16 protein-coding genes and 1 pseudogene are annotated in these 17320 nt (G+C 61.4%); 10 read left to right on the top strand and 7 right to left on the bottom strand.

Annotated features, from left to right (window positions below):
- Window positions 1–63 precede the first annotated feature (63 nt).
- A complete protein-coding gene (locus IBL26_RS26155; protein WP_187786105.1) occupies window positions 64–1008 on the top strand; it encodes an AraC family transcriptional regulator in 945 nt (314 codons plus the stop codon).
- Between the two features lie 274 nt (window positions 1009–1282).
- Here the strand turns inward: IBL26_RS26155 and IBL26_RS19085 are convergent, their stop codons facing one another.
- The gene (locus IBL26_RS19085; protein ID WP_187786106.1) at window positions 1283–1717 is read right to left on the bottom strand and encodes a MarR family winged helix-turn-helix transcriptional regulator; all 435 of its coding nucleotides are present in this window, start codon (window positions 1715–1717) and stop codon (window positions 1283–1285) included.
- Between the two features lie 93 nt (window positions 1718–1810).
- Here IBL26_RS19085 and IBL26_RS19090 point away from each other — a divergent pair, with 93 nt between their 5' ends.
- Window positions 1811–2677 (top strand): SDR family NAD(P)-dependent oxidoreductase, encoded by an 867-nt coding sequence (locus IBL26_RS19090; RefSeq protein ID WP_187786107.1) that lies wholly within the window; start codon window positions 1811–1813, stop codon window positions 2675–2677.
- Window positions 2678–3286: 609 nt separating this feature from the next.
- On the opposite strand, the gene IBL26_RS19095 is transcribed toward IBL26_RS19090, so the two are convergent.
- Window positions 3287–4816: an LA2681 family HEPN domain-containing protein gene (locus IBL26_RS19095; protein ID WP_187786108.1), complete on the bottom strand. Its 1530-nt coding sequence runs from the start codon at window positions 4814–4816 to the stop codon at window positions 3287–3289.
- 311 nt (window positions 4817–5127) lie between these two features.
- On the opposite strand from IBL26_RS19095, the gene IBL26_RS25990 reads away from it, so the two are divergent.
- Window positions 5128–5250, top strand: a complete 123-nt coding sequence (locus IBL26_RS25990) for a hypothetical protein (RefSeq protein WP_277817339.1) — start codon at window positions 5128–5130, stop codon at window positions 5248–5250.
- Window positions 5251–5310: 60 nt separating this feature from the next.
- A complete protein-coding gene (locus IBL26_RS19100; RefSeq protein WP_187786109.1) occupies window positions 5311–5508 on the top strand; it encodes a hypothetical protein in 198 nt (65 codons plus the stop codon).
- 27 nt (window positions 5509–5535) lie between these two features.
- Here IBL26_RS19100 and IBL26_RS19105 read toward each other — a convergent pair whose 3' ends face one another.
- Window positions 5536–6600 carry a helix-turn-helix domain-containing protein gene (locus IBL26_RS19105; RefSeq protein ID WP_187786110.1) on the bottom strand — a complete coding sequence of 355 codons (1065 nt, stop codon included), beginning with the start codon at window positions 6598–6600 and terminating at the stop codon, window positions 5536–5538.
- A gap of 201 nt (window positions 6601–6801) precedes the next feature.
- Between IBL26_RS19105 and IBL26_RS19110 the strand changes: the two genes are divergently transcribed.
- Genes IBL26_RS19110 through IBL26_RS19130 form a run of 5 tightly spaced genes read left to right on the top strand, consistent with a single transcriptional unit; the run spans window position 6802 to window position 11113 of the window.
- Complete coding sequence (locus IBL26_RS19110; RefSeq protein WP_187786111.1) at window positions 6802–7746, top strand: CBASS oligonucleotide cyclase; 945 nt, start codon at window positions 6802–6804, stop codon at window positions 7744–7746.
- Between the two features lies 1 nt (window position 7747).
- Window positions 7748–8242: an HORMA-1 domain-containing protein gene (locus tag IBL26_RS19115; RefSeq protein ID WP_187786112.1), complete on the top strand. Its 495-nt coding sequence runs from the start codon at window positions 7748–7750 to the stop codon at window positions 8240–8242.
- Window positions 8239–9135: an AAA family ATPase gene (locus IBL26_RS19120; RefSeq protein ID WP_187786113.1), complete on the top strand. Its 897-nt coding sequence runs from the start codon at window positions 8239–8241 to the stop codon at window positions 9133–9135. The genes IBL26_RS19115 and IBL26_RS19120 overlap by 4 nt, the downstream gene beginning before the upstream one ends.
- A 14-nt stretch (window positions 9136–9149) precedes the next feature.
- Entirely contained in the window at window positions 9150–10301 is a 1152-nt protein-coding gene (locus IBL26_RS19125) for a hypothetical protein (protein WP_206684266.1), read from the top strand.
- Window positions 10298–11113, top strand: coding sequence for a DUF6429 family protein (locus IBL26_RS19130; protein ID WP_187786115.1), 816 nt, complete (start codon window positions 10298–10300; stop codon window positions 11111–11113). Before IBL26_RS19125 ends, IBL26_RS19130 begins: the two co-directional genes overlap by 4 nt.
- 33 nt (window positions 11114–11146) lie before the next feature.
- Here the strand turns inward: IBL26_RS19130 and IBL26_RS19135 are convergent, their stop codons facing one another.
- Window positions 11147–12244 (bottom strand): GTP pyrophosphokinase, encoded by a 1098-nt coding sequence (locus IBL26_RS19135; RefSeq protein WP_187786116.1) that lies wholly within the window; start codon window positions 12242–12244, stop codon window positions 11147–11149.
- A gap of 395 nt (window positions 12245–12639) precedes the next feature.
- On the opposite strand from IBL26_RS19135, the gene IBL26_RS19140 reads away from it, so the two are divergent.
- Window positions 12640–13092 carry a ParB/Srx family N-terminal domain-containing protein gene (locus IBL26_RS19140; RefSeq protein ID WP_206684267.1) on the top strand — a complete coding sequence of 151 codons (453 nt, stop codon included), beginning with the start codon at window positions 12640–12642 and terminating at the stop codon, window positions 13090–13092.
- 22 nt (window positions 13093–13114) lie between these two features.
- Here IBL26_RS19140 and IBL26_RS19145 read toward each other — a convergent pair.
- The 3 genes and pseudogenes from IBL26_RS19145 to IBL26_RS19155 all read right to left on the bottom strand — a co-directional run bounded on the left by IBL26_RS19145 (window position 13115) and on the right by IBL26_RS19155 (window position 17209).
- Window positions 13115–13782 (bottom strand): annotated as a pseudogene (locus IBL26_RS19145) (IS1595 family transposase).
- A 70-nt stretch (window positions 13783–13852) separates the two neighbouring features.
- Window positions 13853–15010, bottom strand: coding sequence for an ABC transporter substrate-binding protein (locus IBL26_RS19150; protein WP_187786117.1), 1158 nt, complete (start codon window positions 15008–15010; stop codon window positions 13853–13855).
- Between the two features lie 3 nt (window positions 15011–15013).
- Window positions 15014–17209 (bottom strand): TonB-dependent receptor, encoded by a 2196-nt coding sequence (locus tag IBL26_RS19155; RefSeq protein ID WP_206684268.1) that lies wholly within the window; start codon window positions 17207–17209, stop codon window positions 15014–15016.
- Window positions 17210–17320 lie beyond the last annotated feature (111 nt).

The raw sequence follows: 17320 nt of genomic DNA on the forward strand, positions 1-17320 counted from the left end.
GCTGAACCATTGCGGATGATCTATGCGTAAGGCTCCCCATTTTCATCGCAACCGTCTGAATCCGTGATCGACGCGCTATCTGATATCCTCTCTTTGCTCGATGTCCGCAGCGCCCGCTGTACGCGGTTCGAGGCCGGCGGCAGGTGGGCGTTCCAGTTCCCTGCCAAGCCCCGGCTCAAGTTCACCGCGGTCTTGCGCGGGGAGTGCTGGATCATACTTCCCGGCGAAGATCCGCATCACCTCGTGGCTGGAGACACGTTTCTGCTCGCCGAGGCGCCCGAATACATCCTGGCAAACGATCCGCACCTGACACCGCAAGACGGGATCGTGTCCTTCGACTGGGAGCATTCCGACGTGGCGCATCACGGCGGATCGGAGACGGTGCTACTGGCCGGCAGCTTCGTTTTCGAGGCGCTCTATATCCGACTGCTGCTCGATGCGTTGCCGTCGTTCATGCTCATTCCTTCCCGGGATTTGGCGGCCACCGTCCTGCGCGACCTGCTCATGGTCCTCGATCGGGAGATTCGGGTCGGGCAGATGGGAAAATCGCTGGTGACACGACGTCTCGCCGAGGTGCTTCTGGTACAGGTTCTTCGGGGCTATGCGGCCCGGTCCGGCGGCACAGGTTCCGGCTGGATTGCCGCCGCTGCTGATCCGCATATCGGGGCGGCGCTTAACCTCATGCATGGCGATATCGCTCATCGCTGGACGGTTGCGGGCCTTGCTCGCACCGTTGGTATGTCGCGTTCCGCCTTCGCGCTCGCTTTCAAGCAGATGGTGGGCACTCCTCCGCTCGACTACCTTTTGCGCTGGCGCATGGAGGTCGCTCGCGACGCCCTGCGCAGAGGGGAAACTGTCGCCACAGTCGCCGCGAGGGTGGGCTACGCATCCGAGAGCGCGTTCGGCAACGCGTTCAAACGTACCCACGGCACAGCGCCGAAGCGGTACTGGTCGAGTGCCGATGCCCAAGGACATTATGCAAGCAAGGAACCAGTCAACCGGCAGTGAAGTCCGGCGGACATCTTGGGGAAATCAGCGGCCTTTGCGTAGCTGTGGCGAGGAATATCGCACTACAGCGTACTATCTGCGGTGTTTGGCGGACGGCGCCCGACGATGATGAGCAATACATCTACGCTATAGCCCTCTAAAGCGGCATTCCGTCGACTATGAATAAAATGGCGGTGTTGGGAGAGCTAAGCCACGCGCGCCTCGACGGCTCCTGAACGGACCTCGGTGACTGTGTGGGCGTTTGGGCCGAAATGCCAGCGCTGCCATTTGTTTTTCAAATTCGATTGAACTTCCTTAGCAAGCCGATGAATAGAGTGAATTCGGCATCACTCCACCCTTCCACGCGCGAAAAGAACGCGTCGGATTTGACCGCGTTCGTGGCTTGAATTCCGTTATGGCCCGCGTCCGTCAGGCTATAGACGATCGCCCGCCCGTCGTCTGAATCAGTTGAGGCCTGCGCAAGCCCGTTGTCGCAAAGGGACTTTGCCAACCGGCTGACAGCGCTTTTGTCCATACCAAGCCGGTCCGCGAGACCCCCTGCCTTTGTGGGACCCTGACTGGCAAGCATGGCGGCAAGTTGGTACGCGGCCGGCTGAAGGTCGGGATGAAACCGGGCGGCCGAAGCGGCCATGACGGTGCGGGAAGCCACGAGAAGGGCGTTCAGCTCGCTGCCCAACTCTGTCGCAAGCTCCGTACGCGTCGTGCTCATTTCCATCCTCCAACAGGCCCACAAGGAAATTTAGTGGACATTTGTCTACCAATTCGATTGATGGATATATATCAACCAAATGGTACTGTGCCCATGTCCGCTCGACCAATAATTCTCATCACCGGCGCCACCGACGGCATCGGGCAACTCGCCGCTTTGGACCTGGCCCGACGCGGCGCGCACCTCATCCTGACCGCGCGCAGCAAGGCCAAGGCCTACCAGACTTGCGCCGCGATCGAGGCAGTCGCGCCCGGTACGCCGGTCGATGTGCATTTCGTCGACTTCTCCGACCTGGCGGCCGTGGTGATGACCGGCAAAGCCATTGCTGCGCAGCATTCGCGCATTGATGTGCTGATCAACAATGCAGGACTGCACGCCTTCGAGCAGCGCGTCACCAAGGACGGTTATGCGGAAATGATCGCCGTCAACTATTTCGCCCCTTGGCTGCTGACGAATACCTTACGGGAAACACTCGTGCATTCTGCGCCATCGCGGATCGTAATCGTTGGCTCGGAAGCTTCGCGCCAGAGTGGCGGCCTCGATATCGAAAAAGACTTGCTCGACATCGCCTCCTTCACCGCGCGGGGATCATCGAGGATCTATGGCCGCACCAAACTTCTGGACATCATGTTCTCCCCCGAACTGGCCCGGCAACTCGACGGGATGCGGGTCGCCGTCAACTGCCTGTGTCCGGGCTTCAACGTCACCGGTCCCGGGCGTGAACTGCGCTTCGCTTACCCGCTCGCCACGGTGCTGAACTGGCTTGGCATCGGCAATCCCAAGCGCGGCGCGGGGGCCATCGTAGGGCTGGCTACCGATCCGGCGTTCGGCAAGCAGACCGGGGCTTATGTCTCGGCGAAGAACGCGCGCCTGCTAACACCTGTTGCTCCAGCGGTTGGCGAAGAAGCACGGCGACACTTGTGGGAAAAGACGACTGAAATGCTTGCCCGCTTCCGCTGATGCGGCATTCGGCGGCGCTTGCGTAGCCATTGCGCAGAATATCGCGCCATGGCGTAGAATCGGCGGGGCTGGCGGGCAGCGCCCGATGAAGATGAGAACTATGAAATCTTCATAACCCTTTGAGGATTATGAAGATATTTGTTGTCGTGCGGTTATCGGCGGGTTTCGGCGGCATTTGGGTGGCGAACGGCGGCCGTTTCGGGCGTTTGACGTGGCCTACCACCAGTTCGATCAGGGCGATAACGTGCCAGTCGGGTTCCTCATAGCTCCAAGGCCGGGTATTAATTTCCGGGGCCTGCCCGCCCGCGCTCTATGTCGCGGAAGTGAACCGAACCCCTGTCGTATCGGATTCCTTCGCTGCCAGCATGCGACACGGCATCGGGAGCGACGTAACCCAGATGGCTGGCCTTGACGGTCACCACCATGAACTGAGCCAGTCGAACGAGATCGAGCTCGAAACCGGTACACGACCGATGACGTTGTTGAGGGTCGATTTGTACGGCAGCTTGGCCGTGACCGGCAAGTCATTTGGCGCACTAGTCCAAGTCATGATTTCCCCCGTTGGCCTACGGTCGCGCGATTATCACGAGATCGAACCGAGCAATCGCTCTAGTTCGGGTCCCGACGCTTGCGCTTGTCCTGCAGGTTGTGGAGCGGAAGCGAGCCGACCAGATGATCCGGATTGGCGCGCCGTTTCTCCCGCTCCTCGTGGCCGATCGCAAATGACACATAAAGCAGGGCCGATCGGGCGATCTGCATGACCCGAATGGCCTTCGCCTCCAGTTCGTCACTTCCGATCGCGATGCCGAAGCCGTTCGCACTGGGCGTGCCGATCATGAACGGCTTGGCCCAACCCTCGCTTACACGAAGATAGGTGTGTTCGAGGGCATTGCGGATCGCATGTAGTTCGCGGGCGTCCGCCGCCGTGGTCTGTTTGAGCTGATCGTCGAACAACTCCTTCGACAACCAGTAGAGTCCGCGCAGCGGCCAGTTCTTCGAGTTCTCGAATTGCGGCAGCAACCGTGCCTTGTTCTCGACCATCCAGACATTCTTGAAGCTGATCCGCTCCGGAACCTTGCCCAGCTTCCAATAGCGGTCGACCAGAAAGGCGATCTTGTCGAGCAACGAATAGGCGATGCGAAACGCGGTACGGACTCGCTCGCTCGCGAGCGAGTAGAGCGGATAGTCGAGCGTGTCGGTAAGCGCGACATCGCGATCGGAAAAATGGACGCGCGTGCTGCTCATTCCTTCGAACAACATGTAGCGCGCTGAGGCATATTCCTGCTTCATCTGGCTGAAGAAGCCGATGATCGGCGGCGGTGAATAGTCTCCGGGCCGTTCGTCGAACGCTTCGGTGATGCCGGGCAGCATCAGATCATCGGTCGCCGCGATGAGATGTGGCCCGAGGTCGTTCAGCGGACAAAGAAACAGCCGCTTGTCGAGGCACCATTGCCGATAGGCGCGCTCGGTTTTCGATCGGCCTGCCTCGCCCTCGTCGAGCCGCTGCATCGCCCGCGCGGCTTCAACATTGAGCGCGCCTTCGAGTTGATCTGCCACCGCCTTGAACTGCGCGATTACAGGCTGCGGATCGACGGACTCGTTCACCGCGTCTGGTGCCATCGCCGCGCACAGACTGTCATAGGCATGCAGCGCGAGGATGGCGCGCTCGTGATTATCGACGACCATGCCGGCATAGTGCTTCAGACCGGCTCCACGATTGCCGAGCGCCATCGCGAATTGCGGGCCGATCCGTAGCGCTTCGTCCCAGCCGGCGATGGCATCGATCGACCGACCGACCATGCTCAGCAGGTTGGCGCGGTTGGTCAGAATCTGGCAGCGCCGCCCTTTTTCCAGAATCGCGAAGCCCGGATGGTAGGTGGCGCGCGAGAGTGCCAACATCTCTTCCTGAAGCTCTTCGCACTCCCATACCCAGGACTGACGGACATTGGCGATGTGTGATCGCGCCGCCCAGGCATTGGCCCGAAAATACTCCGCCAGCACCGCATCCTTCTCGGTGAGCGGGCGCTTCTCCAGCTCGCCGAGAAGGTACAACGCCCGCTTTGCGCCACGTTCAAACGATGCATCGTGCGACTCGTCGATCAGCTGCCCGATATACTCTAGCGCTTCTGCATCAGTCATCTTGTTGATGCTGCGTTCGCACCTCTTGTTCAAAGCTTCGAGATTGGATTGGTTGGACATTGTGATTGGTATATCTAGCCTTCTGAAGCTGGAGTAATCGTTTCAAATGCTCTGGAAATGGCGGCCTTCACACGCTGATCGAGTCGTAAGCCCAACGGATAGGCCGCCCTTTGGGGCTATAGAGTTCAGATTCCATGTTGGCGGATCCGCAGACACAACATTCAGCCTTGAGCGAATCGTGAGAGTCGGCGCCGTACTTCATTTGCGGGTAGCCGACATCTGGGGTGAGCGAACAGGGTAGCAAGACCGCCGTGCAGACGAGCAAAGCCAACATGATTACCGTCCGCAAACTGGTCGAAAAGCCAGAGGACGCCATGCATATCGATCTGTTCAGCAACAGCGAGTTCGCGGAGCGTGCCGTCGCCCGTCAGTAGCCCCGAACTCCTAGACTCAGCTATTGCAAACGCGAACGTATCCGGAACTGACAATCGACTATGCTGCCGATTGACGGCGGTCGCTCGTCGCAGCTCGACGGGTGTCAGTTCCTCTATTCGCAAGCCGAGTTGCACCAGCCTGTCGCCAAGTTCACCGGCAAGCTCCCTATCATAGAGAAGGTCTGGCACGGCGAACTCGAACGGGAGAAGAAACAACTCCTCAAGCAGGTTGGCCCTCTCGAGGTCAATCAGGACTGACGTATCGGAGACGAGGATCGGCAAGGGTCAAGCCGCCACCTGATCGAGCCGCTTGTCGAGTTCCCGCACAGAAATGCCGAGAAGTTCGGCGGCCCGCGCTTCTCCAATAACGCCTTCGGCGAGGGCGCGGTAGCAAAGCCGCTCGAAGCGCCGTGGCTCTTCTGCTTCGGGGGCCATGCTCTCTGGCTCCTCATACGGAGCCGCGCGCCATCCCCGCTCGGCGAATATCTTGAACAGCCGCGCACAGGCGGGCTGACTGATTATGCCGAGATCCTTGCAGCGGTAAGCGAGCGCCTGGATGCTGACGCCAAAGCGTTTCTTCAGGGCGACCAGTTCCCCGATGCTGATCGACGACCGATGGGCACCGATTTCCGCACGCAGAACGTCGGCGGGCATCAGAAAGGCCCCAGCGAACCGGTGTGCCGCCTTCTCTTCATCGACACCCTCTGACGGAGCGATAACCATGTGACCAAGCTCGTGCGCCAGATTGAACCTTTTGCGTTCAGACCACGTGCTCCGCTTGACCACGATCACGCGCGCAGCGTCCCGCTCCTTGCGGCGCACCTTGGCGGCAAGGCCATCGACATTGTCGAGATCAAGCGAAAGCACCTTGATACCGCGCTCTTCCAGAAGCTCGGCAAGCTGTGGAATCGGATCATTGCCAAGGCCCCAATCCTCGCGAACCGAGCGGGCGGCGTCTTCCGCATCGCGTATCTCCGCAACCGGGTGAGGCGCGCTGCGCGGCTGCTCCCATTCAACGCTTCGCATATGAAGCATGTCTTCTACTGCGAGGTAGCGCTCCAGCATATGGATGGCACGAGCCTCAAGCGCCGCTTCTTCTCTGGACGACGTTCCGACCTTTTTGCGGAAATCCACGCCTTCGAGCGAAAGCTCGTCCTCGCTCAGAAGATATTCCTCCGAGACGTTGAGCGCCTTTGCCAGCGCGATCAGAACTCGCGAACTCGGCATATCCTCGTTGCGCTCATATTTTCCGATCGCTTGGGCGGACACAAGGCCGTCCATCGCATCCGCGAGCGCGCGCAGCGAGAGGCCCGACGCCGATCGAGCGACCTTGAGCTTGTTTCCGATCATGGCGGCCTCCTTGCGTGATGCGGTTTCCATATCTAGAATATGGGGACACTTTTGTAAACCAAAACCTCTTGAAACGCGGTTAATGGTCCCCCATCTGAGTTTCATGGTCGGATATCCGACACTTTTGTAAACCGTTTTGCGTCGATGCGGGGCCGGCCTGTCCCGATCGCTTCGATCAGTGTCAGGCCCACAGGAACGATCATGGCTCTCACGAACACCGAGCTTCGCTACTATGACGGCAATGTGCTCCGCCTTCCGGCGGACAAGCGCAAGGAATATCACGCACAGGTCGATCGGCTGATCGAGGAACTACGCAAGAGCGTCAGGGACAAGACCGAGATCAAGATCACCAAGGTCGTGAAGGCCGGCTCCTTTGCCAAGTTCACGATCCTGCGCAAGACGACGTATGATCCCGTCGATGTCGATGTCGTGTTTTACATTTCCGGCCGTGACGCGAGCAAGGAAACCCTCGATAGCCTAAGCACCACGATCTACGACCTGCTGATCAAGATCTACCCGAACAAGTCGGTCGAGGATTTCGAGATCCAGCGCAAGGCGGCGACCGTAACCTTCGTCGGCACAGGATTGAGCGTCGATATCGTGCCGGTGATCGAAGACGAGAGCCGTGCCGGCTATGGCTGGCAGTTCGATGTCCACGACGGTTCAAAAATCCAGACCTGCGCGCCGTGCCAAATCCAGTTCGTGCGCGACCGCAAGAACCAGGACGGCGATTTCCGCACGCTGGTACGTATGGCCAAGAAATGGCGCAACTATGCAGAGATCAAACCGCTCAAATCTTTCGCCATCGAACTGATCATGGCGCATGTACTCGCGTCACAAGGCAAAGATGGCAGCATCGAGCAGCGCTTCCGCAATTTTTTGCTCTACATCGCCCAATCCGGCCTCAAGGATCAGATCAGCTTTCCCGAAAACACGCTGCCGCTGGGGACCTTCTCCGATCCGGTGGTGATCTACGATCCGGTTTACAGCTTCAACAACGTCACAAGCCGGATTTCCGAGGCTGAGCGGAAGGAGATCGTTGCGGCGGCTCAGGAGGCTTGGGAGACGGTGAATTTCGCATCGGTCGAGGACGACGATGCAGTTTGGAAAGAGGTCTTCGGGCCGGGCTTCAAGGTGGAGGGCTGACATGAGCCAAACGAGAACGGCTTCGGCCACCTATACGACAACCGATATCGAAAACGTCGTCCGGCGCGTGAAGGCAGATCTGGCCATGATCGCCGACAGCACCGGCGGATGGACGCCTCAGAAGGCCGCGGATTACGCCCATGATGTCGAGGTGCTCGCCAAGGCGGGCTATCTCGCCTGGGTGGATGTAACGCTGCTGCAAAACGGCGTCGAGCTGAAGGCCGTTCGCTTCAATGTCGATACCGACGCGGGAACGCTGAGCACCAGCCGTCCCGGCGGTGTGCTGTGGCCGCGTGTCACCGCCGCCGAACTGCGGATCGTGATCAGTTACACCGATGCCTACACGAGCGCGGCCCGCGAGGCGACGCGGAGCAAGCTCAAGATCGGCTGGACCACCTCCCATGCCGACACCAGCCACTCCAGCCTCAGTTCGTCCGGTGGCCGGAACTATGTCAGCAGCACCTACGGGATGCAGAGGAAGGATTGGGCCGCATGAGCCAGCCAGGTATTTTTGACAGCGAAATTGCGCTTCCGAGCGATACCCTGGCCAAGCGCGAGAAGAGCCTGCTTGGCTTCGATCAGCGCTATGTCCGCGTTCACGACCAGCTTCGTCTCTTGCTGAATGTCGGCGCACTCGGCGAATGGAACAGGAAACACCACGGCGGGAAGCTTTCGCTATGCGATCTGGTCGCCGAGCAATATCCGCTGGTGATCTTCCACGGTGATGTCGGTACCGGCAAGACGGCCATGGCGGAATGCATCGCAAACCGCCTTGTGGCCGAGGCGCGCAGTTCGGATTCGATGCTGTTCAAGCTGTCGAACCGGGTGCGCGGCAACGGCATGGTCGGCGAAATGGGCACCTTGATCGCCGAAGCCTTCCGAAAGGTCACGCAGTCGGCCGGCAAAACCCGGCGCGCGATCCTGATCATCGATGAAGGCGACAGCCTGGCGGCGTCCCGCGCGCAGGATCACAGCCATCATGAGGACAAGGTGGCGGTGAACACCCTGATCCAGGGTATTGACGATCTCAGGCAATATGGCGGGCGGATCGTGGTGATCCTCTGCACCAACCGCCTGTCGGTACTCGATCCCGCCCTGCGCCGGCGTGCGGCCATTATCGAGACGTTTGCCCGCCCCAGCGATGCCGAGCGCCAGCAGCTTTTCCAGATGGACCTTGCCGGTCTCGGGCTCGCTCAGCCTCAACTCGCCGAGTTGACGCGGCTGACGGGCGCGCGGGATCGCCATCCGGCCTGGACATATTCGGATATTCGGACACGGCTCTATCCTGCGGCCCTCGCCAAGGCCTATCCCGACCGGCCCTTAAGCTTCGCGGACCTGACGGCGGTCGCGTCCACCCTTCATGCGTCTCCGGTCATGGAGGACAAATAATGGCTCGATCTCCCATGTTCGGACGCCGCATCCACATTTCCGGCAGCGTCGTCAACGATCTGACGCTCGCTCCGACGGCCGATGTCGAGGCAGCGCGCGAACTGGTCGCCCTGCTGGTCAAGGAACTGGTCAAGCGTGGTGCCAACTTCGTCATTCCCGTCGACGCTGAGCCCAAGCGGAACGTCGATGGGCTGCCTGTGTGTTTCGACTGGCTGGTCTGGAAGACGGTGAAAGACAATCTCATCCACCGCCCCCAGAACGTGCCGGGGCCGTTCATCGTCGCCGTGCAACACCACAAGACCGAGGAGCAGATTCCCGAGGAGTGTCTCGACCTTTGGGACGAGCTTCGGGCATCCCAACTGATCAAGATCGAGAGCGCCGCCTATTGGAACATGAACAGCAAGCACATGGAGGCCCAGGCGCGTTTCGGCGATGTGCTGATTGCACTTGGTGGCGATGAAGGGGTTCTGTATCTCGCGAACCTCTATCACGATGCCGGCAAGCCGATCGTACCTCTGAACCTTCCGATTGGCGCCGAAACGAAGGGCGCGCGCCGGCTTTACGCCTTTGGCCTCGCCAGTGCCCAGACGCGCCGCCTGTTCCAGATTGCCGATGACGGCGATGCGCATGACTGGATCAACCGCATCGGGTTTCCGAAACGGCAGAGCATTCCCGATCGCGTTTCCGCCGTGATCGACCTGCTCGAATCTCTCGACCGCCCGAAGGCTTTCGCCGTACGCCTGCTGAACCCCGACCATGAAGATTACGCGAGCGTGCAGGATTTCTTCGACGTTGTGGCAAAGCCGGTGCTCGAAGATGAACTTGGCTATCGTTTGATCGTTATCGACGGACGGCAGTCCTATGATCATGCGCGGATCGATCAGGAAATCTTTGCCAAGCTCCATCGCAGTAGCGTCGTGCTGGCCGATATCACCGGCGCTCGGCCGAACTGCTTTCTCGAACTGGGCTACGCTCTGGGTCGCGGCCTGCCCACCATGGTCACGGCGCGGGAGGGGGCCTCCCTGCCGTTCGATATCACCACATTCGCTGGTCACCATTGGAAGGCGAGCGGCAGTGCCGACGAACGCCGGCGCGCGTTCAAAGAACACTGGAACGCGATCCGTAATCGTCCGACCCTCGTTCCGACGGAGCCCCTGATCTCATGACCAGCCCTCGCGAGATATTCGTTTCGGTCGATGTCGAGACGGCGGGGCCAATCCCGGGTGAATACAGCTTGCTGTCGATCGGGGCCTGCTCCGCTTTCGATCCCGACAACGGCTTCACCGTCGAGGTTAAACCCATCAACGATAGGTTCGACCCGAAGGCGTTGGAAGTGACCGGGCTTTCGATGGACGAGCTGCGCCAGCGGGGGCTCGATCCCGAAGCCGCGATGAAGGTGTTCTCGGATTGGCTGGCGATATTGGCGGGTCCGGATGACACGCTCGTCTTCGTCGGATTCAACGCGCCGTTCGACTGGTCGTTCGTGAACTACTATTTCCATCGCTTTGCAGGTCAAAACCCGTTCGGCTTCACCGCTTTGGATATAAAGGCGCTCTATATGGGCGCCACCGGCTCGTCATGGCGTGATACGCGGTCGAGCAAAATCGCCGAGCATCTAAAGCCCACACTCGCGGGCACCCATGATCCGCTTGAGGATGCGCGATATCAGGCGGAGATCTTTCGGTTGATCGACACCGCCCTGATCCCGTCCCGTGGATTGGCTGATCAAAGATCCGCCGGAGACCGCATCGAGGCCGACAAGGACAAGATCGACGATGCGGTTCTCGCACTGCTGTTCCTGTCGCTGGATCATGACGGCCGTGCATGGAAAGGCTTCGATTGGGACGCCATGAACCGCCTTCACGAGAAGGGTTACATCGGCAATCCCGTCGGCAAGGCGAAATCCGTCGTGCTGACGGAGGACGGTGTTAAGCGATCAGAGATTTTGTTTCGTAAACTCTTCGCACGCACATGTTAGAAATCCGATCTGGATAGACGGCTTTCGACCGTGTCAACCGGCTTGCGTAGCGGGCTTGTTATCCGCACGCCAGGCATCGAAGCTTTCCCTCGCCCTGTCTGTCAAAAGCGATGAGAAGAGAGCGGGATCGGCTGCATAGAGGCAGTGCCGCATGACCGTAAAAGGATTGAACGGCGTGCCATCGGGGCGTGCTTCAAAGTCGGCCTTGTAGCGCCGCACTTCTCCGATCGTCTCTCGCAGGTAGTAATTGAACTTGCCGCGGCTGATGTCTGGTTTGAGGTCGATGACCTGCTGCGTAAAACCGTCGACCTTATGCGGCTCGAACTCCTGCCCAGGAAAAAAGTGCTTCGCGATCCGTAGCAGGCTGAAGGCATTGAGCGGGGCATATTTACGTGGAGCTGAATCGACAACAGCTTCCGGCTCGGCCGGGACAACGGCTGTTTCTTCCTCGATCTCGGCATAGGCCTCCGTCCGCTCAATCTCTTCAGCCGTTCCGTCTCGAATGGCTCGAAACTCACGATCGGCAAGTTCGAACAGGGCGGCAAGCGTGTTGATACGCCGCTTCAGACTATTCGGGATCGATTTCTTGTATTTGATCTTGTGGTCGAGAATGCTCCAGGAATCCTGAACTACGGTTCGGATTTGCAGCTCGAACGGATACTCAGCATAAGCGGCATATTCTTTCAGCGTCCGTCGCCCCTCGCTCAGGCGCAGATCAAGATGGAGGCCCTTGTACCCAAAGGCATCTGCCGTTTCCTCCATCTGTGCGGTCTTGTCGGTGACGCCGAGCACGTCGAACTCTTCCGAAATGAGCGCCTTCACGCGCTCGATATCATCCTCGTAGAAGCAGACGATACGCAGTCCGATCAGATCGGAAATATGGTCGCGAATGGCGTAAGGCGTTTTGTCGCGTTCGAGTGCTGTCTGATACTTCAGACGAAATTTGCTCAAACATTCTTCACGGTCCTTGATCCGGCCTTCGACCTTGGCTCCGGCAATTGCCACATCCGTGGCGAGAAGAGAGCGCATCAGCGTAATGAAAGCGTTCCGCGCCGCTTCCATCGTATCCCACGAGCCATCGTAGAAATCGCGAAACGCAACTTTCTCGGTTTCGTAATCCTGCGACGCCATATCATTCCCCAATGCCCCTGTTTTGAATTCTATGCTGGGATCGTCTTAAAGGGAATACTGTGATCGGGATTCACAGCTGCAAGGTCAGGCGGCTTTGCACTCCCGATCGAGTTTTGATGCCCGGCTACCGCTGCTGCTCACGCCGAGCCGGTTGCTTGGGGGTCTCCCCCGGGCGCGGCGCAAGGGATCGCTGACGCTCGGTCGGGACGGTCTCCCCGGCCTTCCGCGCGGATGCGTGTTTCACACTCTTGGCTCATAGCTTCTATCCGCTTGTGCAGGCCGGGTGATCCCCCTCCGTCCCGCCCGCCCTTGCTCCTTGCACCCCCCGGTCTCGGCGACGGCCAGGGTTGCAGCGCAGCGCTGCGCTCCAACCCAAGCCAATGAGGATCAAGACCATGACCGACACCATCGAAACGACCGCCACGGTTTCCGAAGCCCCCGCCGCCGCAAACGGCGCGGCGCTGTTCGTGCCGCTGAACAAGTTGAAGAAGTCGCCCCGCAACGCGCGCAAGACCCCGCACAGCGAAGCCCATATCGAAGCGCTGTCGGCCAGCATCGCAGCCAAGGGGATGCTGCAAAATCTGGTGGTAGAGCCGGAGACGAATGCGGAGGGAGAACCGACCGGCAGCTATTTCGTAACCATCGGAGAAGGCCGCAGGCTGGCGCAGTTGCTGCGCGTGAAGCGCAAGCAGATCAAGAAGTCCGAACCGATCCGCTGCGTTCTGGATACCGAGAACGACGCGGCAGAAATCTCGCTTGACGAGAACGTCACCCGCGAGGCGATGCACCCCGCCGACCAGTTCGAGCGGTTCCGGGAGTTGGCGGATCACGCGGGATTCGAACTCTAGAGGCTGGCATAGATAAGCGGGGTTATGGGAGACGCTGGGTGGTGAGCCTAGCCCATTTGGTCAGGGCCTGAAGCAGGCTCTTGGGTGAGCCGTGGTTAAAGCGCCATTCGCATTCGGCCAGAAACAGTGGAAGTGCTGGCGCGGGATGCCGTTGTATCGGCGTAGGTGCCGCTTGGCCTGGTTCCAGAAATTCTCAATGCCGTTGATGTGGTTGCGGCCCTGGCCGAACCGCTTGCTGTGGTCGATCCGCTGATGATGGCATTCGGACACGTCCAGGACGTTGTAGCTGCCGAGCGCGTCCGAATAGACCACTGAATCTGGTCGGATCTTCCGGCGGATGAAGGGCAGCAGGGTCTGGCTGCGGGCGTTTGGGATCATCACGGCATGCACCCGTCCGTGGCGTTTCAACAGGCCAAAGACGACCACTTTGCCGGCAGCACCGCGCCCGCGCTTGCCTTTGCGCTTGCCGCCGAAATAGCTCTCATCGACTTCCACCTCACCATCCAGGGGTGCTTCCTGGGCGATCTGGCCCTGGATGGTCTCACGCAGCTTTCGGTAGAACAGGGTGGCGGTGTTGAGATTGACGCCGACGAGCTCGGCAGCGCTGCGGGCTGGCGTACCGGCCACGAAGTGCTCCAGCAGCCGCTTTTGCGTGGCCAGCGGCAGTCGACTGCGACGACGCTTTTCCATACCAAAGATCAAGCCTCTATCGGCTTATCTATGCCAGCCGCTCGAATTTTTTCTATCCGATAAAATCTATCTACTCCACCAAGCTCGTCAAGCTAGCAAAATACCCGGCTTCGTACTTAAGGGGCAGGAAGCGGTCATGTAACTCTACAAAGGTAGCATCTGGTTGTAGAGTCTCGAACAGCGAGGGATGGAACCACTTTGCCATCTGCTGGATCGCGACGAACTGGTAGGGGCTGTTATAGAATTGGTGCCAGATCGCGTGGAAGCGACGGTTTCGGGCCGCGCTGCTGCCCCGGTAAGCAGGCTTACCCGGGTAGAGCCGCAGCTTCCGGAGCGATTCCGCCGCATCGCCCCCAGGGCCGACAGGAATCCAATCCCCCTGCGGGGAGAAGCGGTGCCAGTCGGCGCTGGTCACCACCACGTGCTGCGGATCGGCGACGATCACCTGCTCCGGATTCACCTGGCCGAACGTGCCGGGGATCAGGTTAGCGGCGATGTTGTCGGCCCCCGCCATCTCGGCGAACAGGCCGAAATTCTCCCGGCCGAAGGAAAAGCAGCATTCCTCCGAATAGCCACCGATCCGCTCGATGAAGACGCGCGGCCGGGCCGGTTGGCGGGCCGAGATCACGTCCGTCACGCGCCGGATCTGCGCGGACCAGAAGGCGATGAAGGCTTCCGCGCGGTCCTCCCGCCCCAGGGCACGGCCGAGCAGCCGCATGGTCGGCACGGTGTTCTGCATCGGCTGGTAGCGGAAGTCGACGAACAGCACGGCGATGCCCGCCTTCATCAACGCCTGCGCCTGCGAGGACAGTGAGCCGCCCGCCGCCACGTCGGTGCTGAGTAGCAGCAGGTCCGGCTCCAGCGCCACGATGCGCTCCACATCCAGCGCGCCGGCTTCGTTGGAGCCGACGACAGGCAACCGCCCAATCTGCGGGAAGCGCGCCAAGTAGCGGGCATAGGTGGCGGGGTCGGTCTGCTCCAGGTCTCGCCGCCAGCCGACGACGCGCGCCACCGGATCCTCCCTCTCCAGCGCGGCGAGGAGGTAGAGCAGCCGCCCTTCCCCCAGCACCACGCGCCGGACCGGCCGCGGCAGCTCGACATCCCGCCCCGCAAGGTCCCGCAGCCGGATGCCCTCCGCTCCTGCTGCCAGGTCCGGGGCCAGGCCGGAGGCAAGCCCGGCCAGGGCGGTGAGTGCCGAGCGTCTCGTCCATTCCTGGCGCCATGCCATCGCTCAGAAATCCACGGTCATGGACAGCAGGTAGGTGCGCGGCGCACCCTGCGAGAAGGTGCCGTAGCTGGAGACGCTGGACCAGTACTTGCTGTCTGCGACGTTGTAGACATTGGCGCGGAACGTCGTGGCCCTTCCAGCGATCTCGGTGCGGTAGCGCATGTTCAGGTCGGCGCGGGTCCAGGCGGGGAACTGGCGGTCATTCGTGGTGTCCAGCCACTGGCTGCCGGTATAGGTCAGCGCGCCGCCGGCGGTCAGCCCGCTCACCCAGGGCAGGTCCCACTCCAACGCCGCATTGGCCTGCACCGTCGGCACGCCGACCGGCCGGTTGCCCACCACGGCGCGGTTGGCGGAGCTGGTCAGTTCCGGGTCCATGACGGTCGCGCCGCCCAGGGCGCGCAGCCCGGGCGTGATCTCCCCGAAGACGTTCCACTCCAGCCCCCTCACCCGCTGCTCGCCGCTGACGACGTAACGGCTGCCGGCCAGCTCGGCGCTCGGCTTGCTGATCTGGAAGGCACTGACGGTGGTGGAGAGCTGCCCGAGTTCGAGCTTCACGCCGATCTCGTATTGCTCGGTCTCGTAGGGCGCAAAGACCTCGCCGGCATTGCTGGCGGTGGCCGGTGCCATGTCACCCCGGCTCAGGCCCTGGATATAGTTGGCGTAGAGCGCGACGTTCTGCCAGGGCCGCACCACCAGCCCCACCATCGGCGTCACCGCGCTCTTGTCGTAGCGGCTGGAGACCTGGCCGTTGGCGGCATTGAAGTTGTCGGTCTCGACCTGCTGGTTGCGCAGGCCCAGCGTCAGCATCACCCGGTCATCCAGGACCGAGAGTGTGTCCGCGATGGCCAGGCCCGTCAGTTCCGTCTCGGACACGCGCGGCACGCGGCCGGGCGCCGCCACGTCCTGCGCCGGCCGGTTGACGCGGGTGTAGATGTTGGAGGCGACGGGCGTGCCGTTCACCGTCGCGCGGTCCAGCGCCTCATGATAGCGCGATGCTTGCAGCGAGACGGTGTGGCGGACCGGGCCGGTTTCGAACCGCGCCCGCAGGCCGGCATCGTAGGTGTAGCGGTGGGCCTCGAACCGGAAATGCTGCGGCGTATGCAGCGTGTCGCCGCCAAAGCTGGTGATGGTCGGCGTGCCGAACAGCCGGTCCACTTCCGATTCCGACCCGCCAATGGCCGCGAAGGCGGTGATGCTGTCGGTCAGGTCGTACTCGGCACGCAGCAGGCCAGAGGTATCCTCCATGCGCGACCATTCCCAGGACTGGGTGATGTTGCGCTGGCCGCCCGGCGCGCGCGGGATCGGCACACCCGCCGCCAGCAACAGGGGGCGGGACGGCGCGTCGAACCGCTCGCGCTGCCACAGCGCATCCATCCAGACGCGCAGCCGCTCGCCCTGGTAATCCAGCGCCAGCGCCGTCACGCCGGCGCGGCGGGACTGCTCGTCCACCGCCGTGTCGCCATCGCGGTAGCTGCCGTTGAAGCGCAGGCCGAATTCGCGGTTCTCACCGTAGCGGCGCGCGAAGTCGAGATGCGCGCCGAGCTGCGAGTCACTGCTGTAATCCGTCGTCAGCCGCGTCAGGTCCTCATCCGCCCGCTTGGGCACGATGTTGATGACGCCGCCCACCGCGCCGTTCGGCGCCATGCCGTAGAGCAGCGCGCCCGGCCCCTTCAGGACCTCGATCCGCTCGACGTACTCGCTGAACACCCGATAGTTCGGCGCAATACCGTAGCGGCCGTCAAAGGCGATCTCGCCTGCATTGCCCTCACCGATCGGGAAGCCGCGGATATAGAACGCGTCGAAGATGCCGCCCTGTTGACCGGTGCCGCGTATGGAGGGGTCGAAGGAGAGGGCATCCTGCACCGTGCGCGCCTGGCTGTCCTCGATGCGCTGCGAGGTTACGTTCAGCGTGTTGAACGGCGTGTCCATGGCATCCGGGTTGCCGAGCAGGCCGAGCCCGCCGCCGGTCGCCACCTGCCCGCCCGCGCGCGGCGGCAGCAGGCCACTGGCCAGCGCGCTGGCCTGCACGTTCACCTCCGGCAACTGCACCGGCGCCGTATTGGCAGCCATCTGGGCCCGGGCGGTGTGTGCCACCCCCAGCGCCAGGACGGAGGCGGCGGTGCCGAGCAGCAGGGCCATCCGTGCGCTGCCGCCCCGTGGGGTCCGGCGGCGCGTGGTCGGGTGGGCAAGTGGAATCAAGGGACGTCTCCTGTCGGCGCCATCCGCCACGCCGGGCTGCACAGCCCGGCGCATGCGGTCGCTCATGAAAGTGATAATTACTCGCAAATAACGCGAAAACCGGGTTGGGGC

The organism is Teichococcus aerophilus, assembly GCF_014490485.1.
In the GTDB taxonomy this organism is placed as follows: Bacteria; Pseudomonadota; Alphaproteobacteria; order Acetobacterales; family Acetobacteraceae; genus Pseudoroseomonas; species Pseudoroseomonas aerophila.